The organism is Pseudoalteromonas shioyasakiensis, from assembly GCA_013391845.1.
In the GTDB taxonomy this organism is placed as follows: Bacteria; Pseudomonadota; Gammaproteobacteria; order Enterobacterales; family Alteromonadaceae; genus Pseudoalteromonas; species Pseudoalteromonas apostichopi.
The window spans coordinates 1,462,157-1,479,559 of sequence record CP058414.1 but is presented as its reverse complement, the minus strand read 5'-3'; the positions used below and the strand labels follow the sequence as shown (position 1 = coordinate 1,479,559).

The following is a 17,403-nucleotide window of genomic DNA, read 5'->3' as shown; positions in this document are numbered from 1 at the left end:
AAAATCAACGGTTATCTATATTAAATTCACAATTCAAAACAGTTAACAATAAACTGTTTATGTGACGATAAAACTAATAAGATTGGTATAACGTATTAAAATGACTAATAGTGTTAAAGCAAATATGGTACATATACGTATACCACATAAAAATTTATTTGCTCAAACTTTTGGCACTACTAGCCGAGCATTGTAACCGCAAAGACCACAGACATGAACCAAAATAAACATCACATTACTGATGTCGCTATCATTGGCAGCGGCGCCGCTGGCCTTTCTCTTGCTTTATCTCTAGCTAATCACTGTAAAGTGACAGTACTTAGTAAAGGAGCGTTAACCGAAGGTTCTACCTTATATGCTCAAGGTGGTATTGCAGCAGTATTTGACAAAAAGAATGACAGCATTGAATCTCATGTTGAAGACACGTTGGATGCAGGTGGCGGATTATGTGACCGCGACGCAGTCCACTACACCGCTAGCAATGCTAAAAAGTGTTTAAAGTGGCTCATTGAACAAGGCGTGCCTTTTGATATGGAATTTGATTCAAAAGGTAAAGAACGTTTCCATTTAACCCGCGAAGGCGGTCACAGTCATCGTCGCATATTACATGCTGCTGATGCTACAGGTCGTGCAGTACAAACGACCTTAATTAGCCAAGTTCAAGCACACCCTAATATCACCCTATTAGAAAACTACAATGCCATTGATTTAATCACTGATAAAAGCCTAGCTAAAAAAGGCAAACATGTTCATGGCTTATATGTTTGGAACTGTGTCGATAAAAAAGTTGAAACAATTAAAGCAAAGTTCGTTTCACTTGCAACAGGTGGTGCAAGTAAAGTGTACTTATATACCTCTAACCCTGATGTATCCAGTGGTGATGGTATCGCTATGGCATGGCGCGCTGGGTGTCGTGTCGCTAATATGGAGTTTAATCAATTCCACCCAACTAGTTTATATCACCCAGAACTGCAAAACTTTTTAATCACAGAAGCAATGCGAGGTGAGGGAGCTTACTTAAAACGCCCTGACGGCACCCGCTTTATGAAAGATTTTGACGAACGCGGAGAACTTGCTCCTCGCGATATCGTTGCTCGCGCTATCGATTTTGAAATGAAACGCCTTGGCGCGAACTGTGTATACCTTGATATTAGTCATAAAGAAAAAGATTTTATCATTGAGCATTTCCCGACTATCTACGCAAAATGCTTAAGTGTTGGTCTCGACATTACCAAAGAAGCCATTCCGGTAGTACCCGCTGCACACTATACCTGCGGTGGTGTTATGACCGACTTCAATGGCCGCACAGATTTAGACAACCTTTATGCGGTTGGCGAAGTAGCTTACACAGGCTTACATGGTGCTAATCGCATGGCCAGTAACTCACTACTTGAATGTATTGTATTTGCTCATGCTGCCGCAAAGGATATTTTAAGCAAAATAGATTCAAGCCCAGCCCTTGAAGCTTTACCACTATGGGATGAAAGTCGTGTAACTAACTCAGACGAAGAAATTGTTATTACCCATAATTGGCATGAGCTAAGATTATTTATGTGGGATTACGTCGGTATTGTCCGTTCTACAAAACGCTTAGAGCGCGCGCTTCACCGAGTAGAGTTACTACAGCAAGAAATTCATGATTACTACGCTAACTTTAGGGTTACAAATAATTTGTTAGAACTTCGAAACTTAGTGCAGGTCGCAGAGCTTATTATTCGCAGCGCACTTGAGCGCAAAGAAAGCCGTGGCCTTCATTACACTATTGATTATCCTGAGCAAAACGAGAATCCCTCACCAACAATTTTAACCCCTAAGACGGTTGCTGCACTGCAATAATCGCACGCTTTAACCGCGAATAACTCATTTCATCAACACTGGCTGCATTAATTATCAGCCAGTGTGATTTATAAAACCCCGCCAGCCTTAGCACTACAAAATTAGCAAACACATAACTTTTAGCCATTATCTGGCCTTGAATTTTAAGATTGTCGTTCACGAACCTAAGCTCTGCTTGCTCTAAAATAATAACGCCATTTTCAGGCTGCGCATGTTGGGCTTTTTTAAAACACAGAATGGCTAGAAAAAGACAAGCTAAACACGCCAAAAGCTGAGCAATAACATGCTGGTAAGCAAAGCATAATATGATGGCTATCAAGCAAAAAAAGACCACAAAGGGTTTGTGGTCTGTGGTGTTATTTGTAACGGTAAATCTATACACGAACTCGGTCTAAAATTAACGCGACCATACCGTTTAACTCTGGGTCCTTACACTCTTCGTGACCCATAAACCATGCGAATAAATCAGGATCATCGCACTCAAGTAAGCGTTGAAAAACAGCTTGCTGTTCTTTTGATAGTGAGTCAAACGCTTCTTCAACGAATGGCATAAATAAAACATCTAGTTCTAACATACCGCGACGGCATGCCCAACGAATACGTTCTTTACTGTGAATTTCAGTCATTTTAAACCTCGTACTTATTTGTCTGCAGTTTACCAAATTGCTATCGAATAAACAGCTATTTAAATTGCTACCCTAACTAAGTTATCATTAGCGCTCACTCATATCGTAAAGAAGGTTTTTATGTCGACTGTTTACGCATGTCCTTTATCTTATTCACTTATCAGCCTGACAGGCAAAGATAAGTTATCTTACCTTCACGGACAAATCACGCAAGATATCAACAAGTTAAGCAATGACAACTTCCTTTGGGCTGGCCACTGTAATGCAAAAGGCAAGCTTTGGGGTGTGTTTAGGTTGTTTTCTCACCTTGACAGCTATTACCTGGCAGGTTCAAAGCCTGAGGTAGAACAATCTCTAGTCGAGTTAAAAAAATATGCTGTATTTTCGCAAGTAGAAATTCAGCAATCTGAAAAACAGCTAATTGGCTTATTAGGTGATGACCTAACAGCGGCTTTAGAAACCTTAGCAATTACTTTTGATGATGAGCATAACGCAGTCGATTTTGCTGACGGTAAAGCCCTCAAGCTTGCAAATAACCGCGTATTACTTATGGTCAATGATGAGTTTAGCTTACCTGATAACGTAATAGCGCTTGAAGATGACGCTCCATGGCAACAAGCAGCTATTGCTGCTGGTGAGCCATCATTAAATAGCGATGCTATTGGTGAATACGTACCGCAAATGGTTAACTTGCAAGCGCTCGGTGGTATCAGTTTCAGAAAAGGCTGCTACACAGGGCAAGAAACCGTAGCCCGTATGAAATACCTAGGCAAAAATAAACGTGCTATGTATATCGTGTCAGGCAAAGCTGAAGGCTTACTTGATGAGCTTGAGCTTGAAACACAAATGGGCGAAAACTGGCGCCGTGCCGGCAAGCTTATCAGCCAAAGTTATAATCAACAAACGCAAACCTTAATGGGTCTGGTTGTGCTTCCTAACGATAATGAAGCAGGCCAAATTTTGCGGGCAAAACACCTCCCTCAGGTAGAGTTATCAATTCAAGCTCTGCCTTACTCTCTCGAAGATGAATAAATAGGAATGACTATGATCGTAGCAGCAAACAAAGTGGTAAAAATGCATTATTCAGTATTGGATAATAACAAAAACACCATCGACAACTCTTTCGATGGTGAGCCACTAGTGTTCATCGTTGGCACAGGTTACTTAATTCCAGGCCTCGAAAATGCGCTATTAGGTAAAGAAGCAGGCGACACATTCAGCGTAACCGTTGAACCAGAGCAAGGCTATGGTGAGCGTCACGATGACCTAATGCAAGCAGTACCAAAATCAATGTTTGAAGGTATGGAAATTGAAGTTGGTATGCAGTTCCGCGCTACGACAGATGCTGGCGACCAATCAGTGATGATCATCGAAATTCAAGACGAAGACGTCATTGTAGATGGTAACCACCCTCTTTCAGGTATTACGCTACATTTTGATGTTGAAGTACTTGAAGTACGCGATGCAACTGAAGAAGAGTTAGCACATGGTCATGTGCACGGTGAAGGTGGTTGTGGTCACAGCCATTAAAATATAGACATAAAAAAAGCGCCTATGGCGCTTTTTTTATGTCTATATACTGCTGTCAAATAGCTGATCATTTACTCTGCTTCTGACGTAGCCTCTTTGCTAATTTCTGGTACAGCTTCAGTAATATGCAATTTAAGTGCAGCAAGTAAACCATCTTGGTCGTTGGTTCCTAAGCGATAGTGAGTACCGTCTTTCATTGCCAGTTCTACAGCACTGAATCCTGATACACTATAAACCCAACCATCATGAGTAATACGAAGGCCTATGCCATGTCGAAATGAGTTACTTACCGCTCGAACAGACTCAATCTCATCAAAAGCTACTGTTTTACCAAATACACCAGGTCCAAATGCCCAGCTTACGGTTTTATCGTTGACCTTGATGGTTAAACCATGGAATAAAAAGGCCACCAGCACCAAAATAGCGCTAAACACCATGAGCGGAATATCTGCACCAATTAAATTCCAAGCTAAGGCGATGAAGCCGCCAATCCAGCCTAATATAACAAAAATAAAAATAGCGTACTGCTTATGTTGATACATAGTGAGGTATTCTCTTAAAAGCTATAAACAAAGGTCGCACTCAGCTCAGAATCGTACTTAAGCTTATCTTCCTCTGGTTTTGAGTTATAGCGATACATATAGGTAAATTTGAGTGAAACATCACCCATGATTTTGCTGATCAATGAGGTTTCTGATTTTAAACGCGAGTTTAACCCTGACAACGATTGCTCATAACTAACGTCTTGATTAAAGCGAGTTCGCGCAGAGACCGTACGCTCCCACTGCAGCGCTAAACGAAGTAGATAACCCGTTTTTGTTTGATCTTCTTCTGTAGCCGTATCTTGATCAGCCACCGATCGATATAAACCAGGGCCAACATCGATATCGACTTTATTCTTACTGCCTTGATAAATGCGATTACCGTAACCAGTCGCTACTGTGCTCTTAAACTCAAGACCACTAAATTTATCTCGCTCGTAGTCACCATAAATGAAAAACGACTCATTTTTCACATTTAACTTATAGTTGCCTTGGCCTGATACAAATATTCGATCAGCTGAGACTTCTTCATCACCGGTTTCTTCATTGCGGTCACGTTTGTATAAAGTATCGAGCTTAAATTGGTTGCGCCATTTTTCAAAGTCTTGGTAGAGATTACCTTTGAGTTTGAAACTAGTTGAGTTGGTATTGCCACGACTTACCATAAAGCCAAACTCCATATCTCCATACAGCAACTCGCCTTTATGAATTTTATGAATTTCTTCTTCTGATAATTGTCCGTATTCATGAAAGTCTTCAAACGGATCAACAGCAAAAGCCTGCCAACTGCATACGAGCAGGGCGGGCAAAATAATTCGTTTTATTGAATTAAAACAACTAAAAGTAGAGTCAAACATCGGCTGGAGAGTTATTCGCTATCTTTCCATAGGATGTGGCAAAACGGTGCATCTTTGTCTCGGCTAATTAATATTTTCGCAAATAAAATATCTTGATTGTCGAATTCAAGCCCTACTAAGACTTGCACAAACAGCTCAGGTTCAATTTCTAGTGCAACAAAATCTTGCCACTGCTCGTCAGGCTCACCTTCTTCAATAAAGCCAAGCTCTTCTCTGTGCTCGTTAAAATAAGCAATATCTTGCTCGCTTAAGTTATCAGGCGCTAACTCTAAAAAGATATCATAAGCCTGATGAGTTACTTCTTCTTCACTGTATAAGCGTGGACCAGCCATTCCTTAAACCTCTGCACATGTGTATCGCTTTGAATTCGGCTATGATAACAAACCTCTTTTGAGTTTTACCAAAAAAAAAGCCAGGTTACCCTGACTTTTTTGTAATTTTAAGAATTTTTACTCTGAACTCGCTGTGCCTTTTATTTTTTCACGCATTGATTGCACTAATGTATAAAATAGCGGAACTAACAAGGTGCCAAAGATGGTTGCAGCTAGCATCCCAAATAACACGGTAATACCGAGCGATATACGACTACCTGCCCCTGCGCCACTTGCAAACACCAGCGGTAATACACCAAGCACAAACGAGAGTGCCGTCATTAATACAGCCCTAAAGCGTAATCTTGCAGCGTTAAGAGCCGCTTCAAAAATACTTTTACCTGCCGCGCGCTCTTCCATAGCAAATTCAACAATTAAAATAGCGGTCTTGGTGGATAGACCAATCAGGAGCACTAAACCAACCTGCGCATAGATGTTGTTTTCCATACCAATCACATATAGCGCAAGCATGGCGCCAAATAACGCCAGCGGTACCGCTGCAATTACCGAGAACGGAATTGTCCAACTTTCGTATTGCGCTACTAAGAATAGATAAACAAACACCACCGCTAAGCCAAACAAGATGGGCGCCATATTTCCGGCTTCAATCTCTTGTTTCGATTGCCCAGCCCACTCATAGACATAGCCCGTTGGTAGCTGCTCAGCCAACTCTTGCATTGCTTTAATAGCATCACCACTGGCATAACCCGCTGCTGGCTGTCCGCTAATACTGGCGCTGCGATATAAATTAAAATGGGTCAAACTTGTTGGACCAAGAATTGGCTCAAGTTTAGCTAAAGTGGTGAGCGGCACCATTGCCCCCTCATCATTTCGTACATAGTAGTACTGCAAGTCTGCAGGGTTTTGACGAAAACGGCTTTCCGCCTGCATGATAACGCGGTAAGTACGGCTAAATTGGTTAAAGTCATTAATGTATAACGACCCTAATTGCGCCTGTAAAGTTAAGAAAATATCACTAAGCGCTACCCCTTGAGCTTTTGCCTTATTACGGTCAATTTCAAGAAAATACTGTGGAACGTTCGCTCTAAATGTACTGTAAACATTAGAAAGCTCTGGACGCTGGTTGGCTTCATAAATCAGGCCATTTAACACTTGTGCAAGCTCAGCAGGCTCACGCCCTTCGCTGTCTTGTAATCTAAACTCAAAGCCAGCACTCGTGCCAAGACCCGGTATTGAAGGAGGATTAAATGCCATGATTTGCGCATCTGGCATAGCCCAAAACTGACCCATTAAACGCGTCAGTACCGCGCGTAATCCAAGCTCCGGACTTGTACGCTCTTCCCAATCTTTGAGCACGACGATACCCAAAGCATTATTAGAACCTGCACCACCTAGTAATGAAAAGCCAGATACCGCAATAAAATCGGTTGCGGCAGGTTCATTTTTCACTATATCACCCAGTTTGTGCATCACTTCTTTAGTACGACCGCTTGCTGCGGCATCAGGTAATTGCACATCAACAAAAAGAAATCCTTGGTCTTCTGCTGGAACAAAGCCCGTAGGAACTGTTTTCACCAACCACCCTGCCGCAGCAAAAATAACCACTGCAAACAGCGCCATTCTTGCTGTGCGTTTTAAGATAAATTGAATAACCTTACTGTAGCCACTGGTCGAGCGAGTAATAATATTTTCGAAAGGCGCTAACCATTTAATCGGCTTCATGGCCTTTTCATTTAACAATAAAGCACACAAAGCTGGGCTTAATGTCAGTGCGTTTAAAGAAGAAATGAGTACCGCAAACGAAATAGTCACCGAGAACTGTTTATAAAGCTCCCCTGTTATTCCGGGCATAAAGCCAACAGGCACAAACACCGCAAGCAATACTAAGGTCGTTGCCACTATCGGCCCCGATACCTGCTCCATCGCTTTTGTGACCGCTTCTTTAATTGGCAATTTTTCTTCTTTAAGTATTCGCTCAACGTTTTCAATTACAATAATGGCATCATCCACAACAATACCTATTGCAAGGACTAAACCGAATAAAGTGATCAAGTTGATGGAGTAATCCATCATCATCATAAACGCGAAAGTCCCCACTAACGATACTGGAATAGCAACCGTTGGAATAAGCGTAGCGCGCCAATTTTGTAAGAATAAAAACACGACTAAAATAACCAAGCCGACCGCTTGAACAAGAGTAATAACCACTTCGTCAATAGAACGATTGATGAACTCTGTTGTGTCGTAAGGGATTGAGTACTCAACACCATCCGGTAGCTGTTTAGCAAGCTCTGCCATACGTGCTTTTACATCAGCAGCAACTTGAGTCGCATTCGCTTCTGTCAGCTGATAAATAACAATAAACGCAGTGTCTTGCTGGTTTAGCTTTGCTGTTGTACTGTAACTTGCTGCACCTAATTCAATACGTGCAATATCGTTTAAGCGTACAAAGTTGCCATCTTTGCTTGAGCGAATAATGGTTTGACCAAATTCTTCAGGGGTTTTTAAGCGCCCTTTAGCTTGAATTGAATATTCAAACTGCTGACTCGGTTCAGAAGGCGCAGCACCAAGCTTACCCGCAGCGACTATGGTATTTTGCTCTTGCAACGCAGCTCGAACCTCTGACACCGTTAATCCAAGTGATGCCATCCGATCAGGGCGTAACCACAAGCGCATAGAATAAGTTTGCTCGCCCATTACTTCAGCAGATGCAACTCCATTAATACGCCCTAATGGCTCTGTTAAATAGTTTGTCGCATAATTACTCAAGAAAATTGCGTCGATATTTTCTTGGTTCGAATATAAGTTAATACCCAGTAGCATCGAGCTCGATTTTTTCTTAACCGACACACCTTGACGTTTCACCTCTTCAGGTAAGCCTGCTTCAGCGAGTGCGACGCGGTTTTGTACGTTAACTTGGGCTATATCTGTGTCTGTTCCGACCTTAAAGTACACGGTTATATTAGCCGTACCGTTATTAGAAGATGTTGATTCGATATACATCATATCTTCAACACCATTAACCTGCTCTTCTATGGGCCTGATCACCGACTCTTCAACTATTTGTGCACTTGCACCTGGGTAACTGGCACTAATTTGAACTTGCGGAGGTGTAATTTGCGGGTACATATTCACTGGCAACAATGCCATTGAAATTAAACCCGCAATAGTAATAACAATCGATATTACCAAGGCAAACTTTGGGCGAGATATAAAAGTTTTACTGATCATATCTCAATCCTAAGAGTTAGCTTTGCTAGAAATAGTGCCAGTTGTCTCATCGACGTTTTTTTCAACCGCTTTCACTTCAGCACCTTGGCGAACTTTTTGTAAACCTTCGATTATGACTTTTTCACCAGCTTCTAAGCCTGACTCAACCACCCACATAGCATTAATGCGACGACCAAGTTTGACGATACGCATAGCAACTTTATTTTCATCATCAACAACAAGTACAAACTTACCTTGCTGGTTTTCTTGTACCGCTACTTGAGGAATGAGTGCCAGCTCCTGTTTATTGGTACTTTCAACGATTAAGGTAACAAATAAGCCAGGCATAACTATGCCATCAGGGTTATCAAATTCAGCTCTAAGCTCAACCGTACCTGTGTTTCGATTAATTTTAGTATCTGCGAAATCCAGTACACCTTTGTCAGGAAATGTCGAGTTATTCGGTAAACGCAAAGTTAAGTCAATGGGCACATCACGAGGGTCTTTATCTGAAGGTGCTTGATGTTGCTGGCGATAAGAGATGTAATCTGCTTCTTCAACCTGAAAGCTCACGTAAATTGGGTCAACATCGGTAAGCTCTGCGAGTTCATTTGATGATGGACCAACAATATTGCCAACATCATAATTTACTTTACCAATACGCCCTGCAAACGGTGCACGAATATCTGTATAACTTAAATTAAGCTTTGCTTTTTCAAGCTCTGCCTCAGCCGCTTTTACAGCTGCAGCCGTTTGCTCAAAGTTAGTAGTGAGTTTATCGAGGTCTGATTGTGAAATAAAACCTTGTGCGGCCACATCTCTTCCGCGCTTTAAATCACGTTCAGCAGCATCCGCTGCAGCAATTTTACTTTTCAGGTCAGCTTCAACTTCTGCGACCGTTGAGCGATATTCAGATGGGTCAATCCTTAGTAAAAGCTGATCTTTTTCAACAGACGAGCCTTCATTAAAGTGACGTTCTATTAACTCCCCCTCAACTCGGGCTCTAATTGCGACCTCTTGGAATGCTTCAGTACGCGCAACAAATTCTCGGTAATTACCAACTTCTTGTGTGACGACATTAAATACTGATACGGCCGGTAGCGGCGTAGCTTGTTGTTGTGCTTTATCATCTGAACAGCCAACCATTGTGGTTGTTAAAGCTACTGAAAAAGCAGCAAAAGCCAAAGAACGAGATGATTGTTTAGTTATGCGAGCTGTGTTGCGCATCAGCATATTTTTACTCCTTGTAGCGCGACTTAAAGCTAAGTCTAGTCGTGTCATGGGATTTTGTGAAAGTATCTAACTATTCACAAAACCAAACTAGCTATGAACTAGCATCTTTGTTTTAAAAATATACATCAATTTGTAACTAAATATATGACAAGGTTACCCATTTTTGGAAAATATAGTGATTCCTTGCGACACATCAGCAATTCTTTACTTAGTTGTAATTAACTCGTAAGCTCTAGCAAACAGGTCAGAGGAGTTACCATGATAAAACTAGAAATAAAACAACAAGTCGCATGGGTTAGCCTTGTTCGTCCCGAGAAACAAAATGCACTAAGTTTTGCTATGTTTGTTGAGCTTTCAAACGCAATAAAAAAAATTAAACGCGATCGCAATTTACGCGCTGTCGTTATATCTGGCGAAGGTGGACACTTTTGCTCTGGGCTAGATGTTGCTGCGGTGATGAAAAAGCCGAGTAATATCGTCAAACTCTTATTCAAATGGTTACCAGGAAACCAAAACCTAGCGCAGAAAGTCGTGTTAGGTTGGCAAGATTTAAGTATTCCAGTGATTGCTAAAATTAACGGACATTGCTTTGGTGGCGGCATGCAAATCGCACTCGGTGCTGATTACCGCATCGTCGATAAAAATGCCAAATTAGCCATAATGGAAGCGCGTTGGGGCCTTTGCCCAGATATGGGGGCTAACGTGGTACTTGCTGGCTTGATGAAACGCGACCAAGCTCTTTGGTTGGCAAGTCATGCAGGCCCTATCTCGGCTGAAGACGCAAAAGAATATGGCTTAGTTACGCAACTAACTGATGACATTGATAAACAAACAGACGCTGTACTCGAAACACTGATGGCCCGCTCGCCGGATACCCTTGCTGCAATTAAACGAATTACTCAGCAAAGCTATCGCTCACAGCAGCGCAAAATTCTCGCTAAAGAAACATGGAGTCAAATTCGTTTACTGATGAACCCTAATACCAAAAAGGCTATTGCGAAGGCGAAAGGCGCTGAAGACATCAAATTTAATAATGCAAAATCATGGTAAGCTAAAGTCGCATAGTACAACTGACAAGGGTATGATGTAGTTGTACTTTATTCGCAATCATCCTGACTCATGAAATACCTCATCAGTAGTATCATTATTCTTGGCTGTTTAGCCGTTGCTAAATATTTGACGGCTTTGCTTGAAAGCTCTTTCCCTGCCCCATTGCTAGGTATGGTGTTACTGCTTGTATTACTGTTAACGGGCCTAGTGAAAGAACAACACTTAAAACCGACAGCCAGCCCTTTACTTAATTATATGCCGTTATTTTTCATCCCAGCTGGGGTTGGCATTATTGAGCACCTAGGTTTAATTACACAGAATTGGCCTTTATTACTGACTATTTTTTTTGTAGTGCCACTGACCAGTGTTTTACTAATAGGCTCTGTTATTGCTTACTTTAAAGGACGTGAAAATGACAGTTAGTTTATGGTGGCTAAGCGTTCCTTTTATTATTGCTCTTTTCTTAGTGTTACGCTTTTTGAACTCTAAAGCACACCATGCCATTCCTAAAGCACTTAGCAACCCTGTGTGCTGGGCAATTGTCTTAATTGCGGCGCTGTTAGTGATATTTAAACTCCCTTATGCACCTTTTGCCGAACACAGTAAAATTTTAAGTTGGTTACTTGAGCCTGCGATTGTGGCTTTAGCTTTACCGCTTTATCAGCAATTTATACATGTAAAAAAGAACCTACTATTAATTCTTATAAGTTGTAGTTTAGGGGTATTCAATGCGACGCTGGTAGCATCGCTAATATGCTATATTTTTGACGCACCCACGCAGTTAAGTGCATCACTTGCCAGCTTGTCAGTAACGACACCGATCACTTTATTAGTGACAGAATCACTGGGGGGCATTCCCTCTTTGGCCGCAGCAATGGTGATCTTTATTGGCGTATTAGGGGCTATTTTTGGTAATTTGATTTTCTCGCTGATAAATATTCGCAACGCTCAAGCAAAAGGCGTTGCCATTGGCACTGCATGTCACGCCATTGGTACAGCGTCATTGATTGCTGATCAGCCAAAAGCTGGCGCCTTTGCCTCTGTAGCTATGGCATTAAGCGCACTACTAAGCGCTATTATAGTGCCAATACTCTATCCTGTTATTCAGCATATTCTGGTATAGTCAACGCTCGCAGTAACCTTGTTAGGAAAACACATGATTGACTCAGAAATACAACAAGTCGAAAAATACTACAATCTGATAATGGAATATTTAGTCACCTATAGCATGCAAATTGTAGGTGCCATCTTAATTCTATTTTTTGGCTTATGGATTGCGCAAAAAGTATCGAATATGGTGGCTGGCCTCATGCAGCGTCATAATATCGATATCACCCTCACCAACTTTGTCAGTAATGTCATAAAAGTATTGCTGATCATCATGTTCTTAGTTATTGCCCTTGGTAAAATAGGCATTAGCGTCACGCCTTTTGTGGCAGCGATTGGTGCCGCATCATTAGGTGCAGGTTTAGCAATGCAAGGCATGCTCTCAAACTACGGCGCTGGTCTTGCGATCATTGCAACAAGGCCATTTGTCGTTGGCGATACTATCGAAGTGAAAGGAGTAAGCGGACAAGTTAAAACCATTGAGCTTGGCCACACGATTCTTATTAACGAAGAAAAAGTCGAAATCACCATTCCTAACAAACATATTGTTGGCGAGATTTTACATAACTCGTTTAGCTATTCACTAGTCAAAGGCGAAATAGACATAGCTTATGATGCAAATGCTGACCTAGCTATTGAGCTTATCGAAAAAGTCTTAAACGATCATGAGCTAGTTAGTGACTCTCCTCACGCACAAGTAGGTATTGAGCGCTTTGCACAAAGCGGTGTTACCTTGAGCTATCGCTTTTGGGTGCCAACCACCAAAATTATAGAGACTAAATTAGCGGTTAACCGCAATGTATTTAAAGCAATTCAGGGGGCGGATATCGAAATTCCTTTCCCACAACGGATTGTTACCCTGAATCAAAATTCCGAAAAAGGCGCTTAATAGCCTTTTTACTAGTTCGACGACAGTGATTGTGTTTGTTTAAAACATTGTAGTACAATTTAAATGATAACAATTACTATCATCAATTAACGTCGAGCTATTTTTACCATGAGTAAACGTCTTTGGTTCCAACTACATGGTTGGTTTTCGCTCCCTTTGTGGGTGCTATTTTGCTTTATCTGTATCACAGGTACTGTGTCTGTGATAAGCCATGAGCTTACTTGGCTCACTAACAGTGAAGCACGTGCAAACAACCCAAATGACTTACCAGCACTAGGTGTTGATCAAGTTATTAGTAGCGTTGAAAAAGCCTACCCTACAGCTGATGTGATGAGTGTTCTCACTTATGAGCCTTATCTGGTGAATGCTGTTATTTTCACCGATACTGACAAACCTTATGCTGTGGCCTACGTCAATCAATATACAGGCGAAGTACAAGCGGTTAATGACACGATCTCTTTTATTGAATTTATGCGTACCCTACACGGCTGGCTATTCTTCCCTTGGCAAGAAGGTTACAGCGTAGGTTACTACCTAGTCAGCGCCATGGCTTTTGTCATTTTAGGTGCGCTAGTAACAGGCTTAGTGATTTATAAAAACTTTTGGCGTGCATTTAGTCAGCCAAAACTACGTTTTAACCAAGGTAAAAAAACCTTTCTAAAAGATTTACATACCCTAAGTGGCGTTTGGTCAATTTGGTTTATGGCTGTGATGGCTTTAACTGGACTGTGGTATTTAGTACAAGCCATCATGTGGCATAACGAAATAGACATAGAAGAGCACGCACCGCTAGTGGCTGTGTCAGCCTTACCTGCAGATAAACAAACACCGCCTACAGACTTAAAAGCGGCATTAGCGATTACCAAAGAGAAATACCCAGATTTCAAAGCAAGCTATGTGATGCTCCCTGAGCATAACCGTGGCATGTTTAACATCATGGGAAGTGGCGATACTATTTTCTATGATAACTACGCCTACTCAACATCAGTCAATCCATGGACTGGTGAAATTGCAGTAAGCAAAAGCCCTGAGACGATGAACGCTTTACAAACCCTGTCGCATATCGCCGATCCACTGCATTACGGTAGTATTGGCGGTCTTTGGACAAAAGTTATTTGGTTTATTTTTGGTTTAATTTTAAGTGGAATGTCAATCACAGGTTTTATGATGTATGCCGCTAAATTAGTTAATAGCAAATCGGTAAAAGCGCGCCAAGCTGCGCCAGTAAATAATGTTCAGGAGGCAAACTAATGGCTCGTTTACAAGCAACTTGGTGGCAACGTAAAAAGTACATTTTGCATGCTGTAATACTAGCTTTGCCTGTATGGTTTATTTATCAATCATTAAATCCCCAGTTTCCTGCTCTTTGGCAAGAGCAACAAGCGGGTGAATTTAAAATCGCGCCGATGCCGCTCAATGAAGATGCTCCTTACTCACACCACAATGAATACGTAAAAGATTTTTTTATTGCTTTTAATCAAGGTGACATCAGCAATATCCGCCAGGCTTACCTAAATATTGGTAAAGCGCCTTTGTCACTGACTGAGTTTGCCAAAGATGAAGAAGGCATAATGCATGGTACAAATCATGGTCAGCATGCCCATGCTATTGCCCCAAAAACCATCTCAGCAGACGATAAACTATGGATCACCATTCAAACTTGGCAAGGTCAACTACATACCCTGAAATGGGATATTCCCAGTCAGTTTATTACTCAATAACATCCGAAAAGCCACTCACTGAGTGGTTTTTTTGTATCTCTTTAAAACACTTTCGCCCCCTCTAAAACAGTTGAAAGTAAATTTTTTGTTAATTATTCCCACTAAAACCTTTACAAAGGTAATAATATAATAAAGTATTATAAATAGTTTTAATCTGCACCACTGCTATTAATTGATTGGTGTTGATCAAAACTCATCCAAGGAGCAGAACACACAAGGAAAGCTCAATAACAATGATTTGGAGACACAATGATACTTTCAAAAAAAGCGCTCGCTGCGCTTAGCTTTGCATCAACACTGATACTTCCCTGTGCCTATGCGATTGATAATGGCGTATACACGATTAAATCAAAGTACAGTGCTAAGTTTGTTGAAGTTGCCAGCGCACAAACCAATGATGGTGCGAATGTCAGTCAATGGGCTAACACTAATCACGATACTCAGCGCTGGTTAATTACCAACATAGGTGGCAGCAACTATTCGGTTATTAATCTAAATAGTGGTAAAGCCCTCGAAGTGTTTGACTTCTCAACTGCCGATGGTGGCAATGTTGTGCAATATGAATACGCTAATCTTGCCAGTCAACATTGGCAAATTAATGATGAAGGTAGCGGCTACTACAGCTTCATAAATGAACACAGTGGTAAAGCACTCGACTTATATGCTTTTGATGGCAACGATGGAGCGAATATTAGCCAGTGGAGCTACAACGGCAGCGATGCGCAGCAATGGCAACTAACCAAGCTTGCTAATGTTGAATCAACACCATTTGATCCATCAACGACAAATGGCACTGCAGATCACTGGCCACTTACAGGTAATTTAGTCACCCACGATCCAACCCTTGGCTATGAAAATGGCACCTGGTGGGTTTTTCAAACGGGCCCAGGTATCTACGGTAAGTATTCAAGCAACGGTGTAGATTGGAATGATGCGCAACCGATTTTCTCAAATGGTTTAAGCTGGTGGAGTAACTACGTGCCAGATCATGATGGAATTGATGTCTGGGCGCCTGAATTAAAAAGCTACAATGGCCGCAGCTGGCTTTATTATTCTATTTCGACCTTTGGTTCACGTGTTAGTGCTATTGGCCTTACTTCTGCAAGTAGTGTGGCAACAGGTGATTGGCGTGATGATGGTTTAGTAATCAATACCACCAATAGCAATAATTACAACGCCATCGACCCAGATCTTGTAGTGGCAAAAGATGGTGCACCATGGCTTGCCTTTGGCTCATGGAATTCGGGCATTAAACTCACACGTATTAACCCGATGACCATGAAACCATTTGGCCAAATCTATTCGTTAGCTAGTCGCTCAGGTGGGATCGAAGCACCTACCATAGTGTATCGCCAGGGCTACTACTATTTGTTTGTTTCGGTTGGCAAATGCTGTGATGGTACCAATAGTACATACCGCATTGCTTACGGTCGCTCTACTGACATTCGTGGTCCATATCTAGATAAAAATGGCATCAACATGTTAGCCAGCGGCGGCAGCATTCTTGATGCGGGTAATAGCCAATGGGTAGGCCCAGGAGGACAAGACATTTTAAATACCGATGTGATTGTTCGTCATGCCTATGATGCAGGTGATAATGGCACGCCAAAATTGCTCATAAGCACCCTTAATTGGGATGCTAATGGCTGGCCTAAATACTAGTTCTCCCCATTAAGCGCGTGCAAGCGCGCTTTTTATAATCTATCTAATATACTGCGAATAAAGTCAGAGTTGAGTATCTGAGTCACTGCCCCACTACACCATAAGTAGGCGCGTTGTATGGGATAACCTTTAAAAATCCAACGCTTACGAACATGATTAAAGTCGTGTAAATAATCAGCCTTCGTTTGTGGTAATGAATCATTGGCTAACTTCTGCCACGCTTTATAAACCCCACTCATATCAGCACCACGCATAAAACGCTGTAACCAGCGCGGAAAGCGTGCAAAGCGAATCGCTGACTGAAAATCAATGATGTAAGGCTTACCGTCTTTTGAACAAATCACATTTCCCAAATTACGTAAATCCAGATGCACCACGCCGCGGCGGTGCATTTTTGCAACTAAACGCTCAAACTCTTTAAAGAAATCACTCGGTAAGTGCTGCTGTTGCAAGGCAAGCTGGCGAAGTGGCGTGCCTTCTATAAAATCGTAAACAATGGCAATAGATGACAAACGACAAAAGTTATCGACCACTCCGTCTACGTCTTGCAGGCGTGCCAGCCCCTTGTACTCCTGATTGATAAAAAGCGGCGCGATAGTTTTTCTCACCCACCATGGGCTGTGCTGAAAGTCTTTAATAATTAAATCAAATTTCGCATCTTTGTAACGATAAACAATGGCATTAGCAAAGCGGCCTGTATGAACAACCGACAAACCTTCTGGGCTAAATTGATGAGCTGGAAATTGCGCGTGAAGCTGCGCGAGCAAAGATGATTCAAACATAACAACCCGGACTTGTTAAAATTAAA

18 protein-coding genes are annotated in these 17,403 nt (G+C 41.7%); 10 read left to right on the top strand and 8 right to left on the bottom strand.

From position 1 onward, the window contains the following. The first annotated feature begins 213 nt into the window (after positions 1-213). Positions 214-1,836 carry an L-aspartate oxidase gene (gene nadB, locus HYD28_06760; protein ID QLE08690.1) on the top strand — a complete coding sequence of 541 codons (1,623 nt, stop codon included), beginning with the start codon at positions 214-216 and terminating at the stop codon, positions 1,834-1,836. On the opposite strand, the gene HYD28_06755 is transcribed toward nadB, so the two are convergent. Both HYD28_06755 and HYD28_06750 read right to left on the bottom strand, forming a co-directional pair. After that, positions 1,811-1,963, bottom strand: coding sequence for a hypothetical protein (locus tag HYD28_06755; GenBank protein ID QLE08689.1), 153 nt, complete (start codon positions 1,961-1,963; stop codon positions 1,811-1,813). The genes nadB and HYD28_06755 overlap by 26 nt on opposite strands. Positions 1,964-2,210: 247 nt before the next feature. Further along, on the bottom strand, positions 2,211-2,462 hold the full coding sequence (locus tag HYD28_06750; GenBank protein QLE08688.1) for a succinate dehydrogenase assembly factor 2: 252 nt from the start codon (positions 2,460-2,462) through the stop codon (positions 2,211-2,213). 120 nt (positions 2,463-2,582) lie between these two features. Here HYD28_06750 and ygfZ point away from each other — a divergent pair, with 120 nt between their 5' ends. Together ygfZ and HYD28_06740 are read left to right on the top strand one after the other, a co-directional pair. Further along, positions 2,583-3,494 (top strand): tRNA-modifying protein YgfZ, encoded by a 912-nt coding sequence (gene ygfZ, locus HYD28_06745; protein ID QLE08687.1) that lies wholly within the window; start codon positions 2,583-2,585, stop codon positions 3,492-3,494. A gap of 12 nt (positions 3,495-3,506) precedes the next feature. After that, positions 3,507-3,992, top strand: coding sequence for a peptidylprolyl isomerase (locus tag HYD28_06740; protein QLE08686.1), 486 nt, complete (start codon positions 3,507-3,509; stop codon positions 3,990-3,992). Between the two features lie 71 nt (positions 3,993-4,063). Here the strand turns inward: HYD28_06740 and HYD28_06735 are convergent, their stop codons facing one another. The 5 genes from HYD28_06735 to HYD28_06715 all read right to left on the bottom strand — a co-directional run bounded on the left by HYD28_06735 (position 4,064) and on the right by HYD28_06715 (position 10,160). Then, positions 4,064-4,534, bottom strand: a complete 471-nt coding sequence (locus HYD28_06735; GenBank protein ID QLE08685.1) for a hypothetical protein — start codon at positions 4,532-4,534, stop codon at positions 4,064-4,066. Positions 4,535-4,548: 14 nt separating this feature from the next. Further along, positions 4,549-5,391: a DUF481 domain-containing protein gene (locus HYD28_06730; GenBank protein ID QLE08684.1), complete on the bottom strand. Its 843-nt coding sequence runs from the start codon at positions 5,389-5,391 to the stop codon at positions 4,549-4,551. An 11-nt stretch (positions 5,392-5,402) separates the two neighbouring features. Further along, complete coding sequence (locus HYD28_06725; GenBank protein QLE08683.1) at positions 5,403-5,723, bottom strand: DUF440 family protein; 321 nt, start codon at positions 5,721-5,723, stop codon at positions 5,403-5,405. 117 nt (positions 5,724-5,840) lie between these two features. Beyond that, positions 5,841-8,954 (bottom strand): multidrug efflux RND transporter permease subunit, encoded by a 3,114-nt coding sequence (locus tag HYD28_06720; GenBank protein QLE08682.1) that lies wholly within the window; start codon positions 8,952-8,954, stop codon positions 5,841-5,843. A gap of 9 nt (positions 8,955-8,963) precedes the next feature. Continuing rightward, positions 8,964-10,160, bottom strand: coding sequence for an efflux RND transporter periplasmic adaptor subunit (locus HYD28_06715; GenBank protein ID QLE10505.1), 1,197 nt, complete (start codon positions 10,158-10,160; stop codon positions 8,964-8,966). A gap of 264 nt (positions 10,161-10,424) precedes the next feature. Between HYD28_06715 and HYD28_06710 the strand changes: the two genes are divergently transcribed. From HYD28_06710 to HYD28_06680, 7 genes are all read left to right on the top strand, one after another. Beyond that, positions 10,425-11,216 carry a crotonase/enoyl-CoA hydratase family protein gene (locus tag HYD28_06710; protein ID QLE08681.1) on the top strand — a complete coding sequence of 264 codons (792 nt, stop codon included), beginning with the start codon at positions 10,425-10,427 and terminating at the stop codon, positions 11,214-11,216. Between the two features lie 69 nt (positions 11,217-11,285). Continuing rightward, positions 11,286-11,639, top strand: a complete 354-nt coding sequence (locus HYD28_06705) for a CidA/LrgA family protein (GenBank protein QLE08680.1) — start codon at positions 11,286-11,288, stop codon at positions 11,637-11,639. Then, the gene (locus tag HYD28_06700; protein QLE08679.1) at positions 11,629-12,339 is read left to right on the top strand and encodes an LrgB family protein; all 711 of its coding nucleotides are present in this window, start codon (positions 11,629-11,631) and stop codon (positions 12,337-12,339) included. Before HYD28_06705 ends, HYD28_06700 begins: the two co-directional genes overlap by 11 nt. Before the next feature lie 33 nt (positions 12,340-12,372). Beyond that, entirely contained in the window at positions 12,373-13,212 is an 840-nt protein-coding gene (locus HYD28_06695) for a mechanosensitive ion channel family protein (GenBank protein QLE08678.1), read from the top strand. Positions 13,213-13,311: 99 nt separating this feature from the next. Then, positions 13,312-14,463, top strand: a complete 1,152-nt coding sequence (locus tag HYD28_06690; GenBank protein QLE10504.1) for a PepSY domain-containing protein — start codon at positions 13,312-13,314, stop codon at positions 14,461-14,463. Further along, on the top strand, positions 14,463-14,933 hold the full coding sequence (locus tag HYD28_06685; protein ID QLE08677.1) for a hypothetical protein: 471 nt from the start codon (positions 14,463-14,465) through the stop codon (positions 14,931-14,933). Before HYD28_06690 ends, HYD28_06685 begins: the two co-directional genes overlap by 1 nt. Before the next feature lie 249 nt (positions 14,934-15,182). Further along, on the top strand, positions 15,183-16,595 hold the full coding sequence (locus HYD28_06680) for a family 43 glycosylhydrolase (protein ID QLE08676.1): 1,413 nt from the start codon (positions 15,183-15,185) through the stop codon (positions 16,593-16,595). Positions 16,596-16,627: 32 nt separating this feature from the next. Here HYD28_06680 and HYD28_06675 read toward each other — a convergent pair whose 3' ends face one another. Continuing rightward, the gene (locus HYD28_06675; protein QLE08675.1) at positions 16,628-17,377 is read right to left on the bottom strand and encodes a serine/threonine protein kinase; all 750 of its coding nucleotides are present in this window, start codon (positions 17,375-17,377) and stop codon (positions 16,628-16,630) included. Between the last annotated feature and the right edge of the window lie 26 nt (positions 17,378-17,403).

What these genes read in the sequence shown, in the direction of transcription:
- ygfZ (QLE08687.1), top strand. Translation starts at nt 2,583, where the DNA reads ATGTCGACTGTTTACGCATGTCCTTTATCTTATTCACTTATCAGCCTG.
- HYD28_06715 (QLE10505.1), bottom strand. Translation starts at nt 10,160, where the DNA reads ATGCGCAACACAGCTCGCATAACTAAACAATCATCTCGTTCTTTGGCT.
- HYD28_06750 (QLE08688.1), bottom strand. Translation starts at nt 2,462, where the DNA reads ATGACTGAAATTCACAGTAAAGAACGTATTCGTTGGGCATGCCGTCGC.
- HYD28_06735 (QLE08685.1), bottom strand. Translation starts at nt 4,534, where the DNA reads ATGTATCAACATAAGCAGTACGCTATTTTTATTTTTGTTATATTAGGC.
- HYD28_06740 (QLE08686.1), top strand. Translation starts at nt 3,507, where the DNA reads ATGATCGTAGCAGCAAACAAAGTGGTAAAAATGCATTATTCAGTATTG.
- HYD28_06710 (QLE08681.1), top strand. Translation starts at nt 10,425, where the DNA reads ATGATAAAACTAGAAATAAAACAACAAGTCGCATGGGTTAGCCTTGTT.
- HYD28_06705 (QLE08680.1), top strand. Translation starts at nt 11,286, where the DNA reads ATGAAATACCTCATCAGTAGTATCATTATTCTTGGCTGTTTAGCCGTT.
- HYD28_06680 (QLE08676.1), top strand. Translation starts at nt 15,183, where the DNA reads ATGATACTTTCAAAAAAAGCGCTCGCTGCGCTTAGCTTTGCATCAACA.
- HYD28_06695 (QLE08678.1), top strand. Translation starts at nt 12,373, where the DNA reads ATGATTGACTCAGAAATACAACAAGTCGAAAAATACTACAATCTGATA.
- HYD28_06700 (QLE08679.1), top strand. Translation starts at nt 11,629, where the DNA reads ATGACAGTTAGTTTATGGTGGCTAAGCGTTCCTTTTATTATTGCTCTT.
- HYD28_06730 (QLE08684.1), bottom strand. Translation starts at nt 5,391, where the DNA reads ATGTTTGACTCTACTTTTAGTTGTTTTAATTCAATAAAACGAATTATT.
- HYD28_06720 (QLE08682.1), bottom strand. Translation starts at nt 8,954, where the DNA reads ATGATCAGTAAAACTTTTATATCTCGCCCAAAGTTTGCCTTGGTAATA.
- HYD28_06675 (QLE08675.1), bottom strand. Translation starts at nt 17,377, where the DNA reads ATGTTTGAATCATCTTTGCTCGCGCAGCTTCACGCGCAATTTCCAGCT.
- HYD28_06685 (QLE08677.1), top strand. Translation starts at nt 14,463, where the DNA reads ATGGCTCGTTTACAAGCAACTTGGTGGCAACGTAAAAAGTACATTTTG.
- nadB (QLE08690.1), top strand. Translation starts at nt 214, where the DNA reads ATGAACCAAAATAAACATCACATTACTGATGTCGCTATCATTGGCAGC.
- HYD28_06755 (QLE08689.1), bottom strand. Translation starts at nt 1,963, where the DNA reads ATGGCTAAAAGTTATGTGTTTGCTAATTTTGTAGTGCTAAGGCTGGCG.
- HYD28_06725 (QLE08683.1), bottom strand. Translation starts at nt 5,723, where the DNA reads ATGGCTGGTCCACGCTTATACAGTGAAGAAGAAGTAACTCATCAGGCT.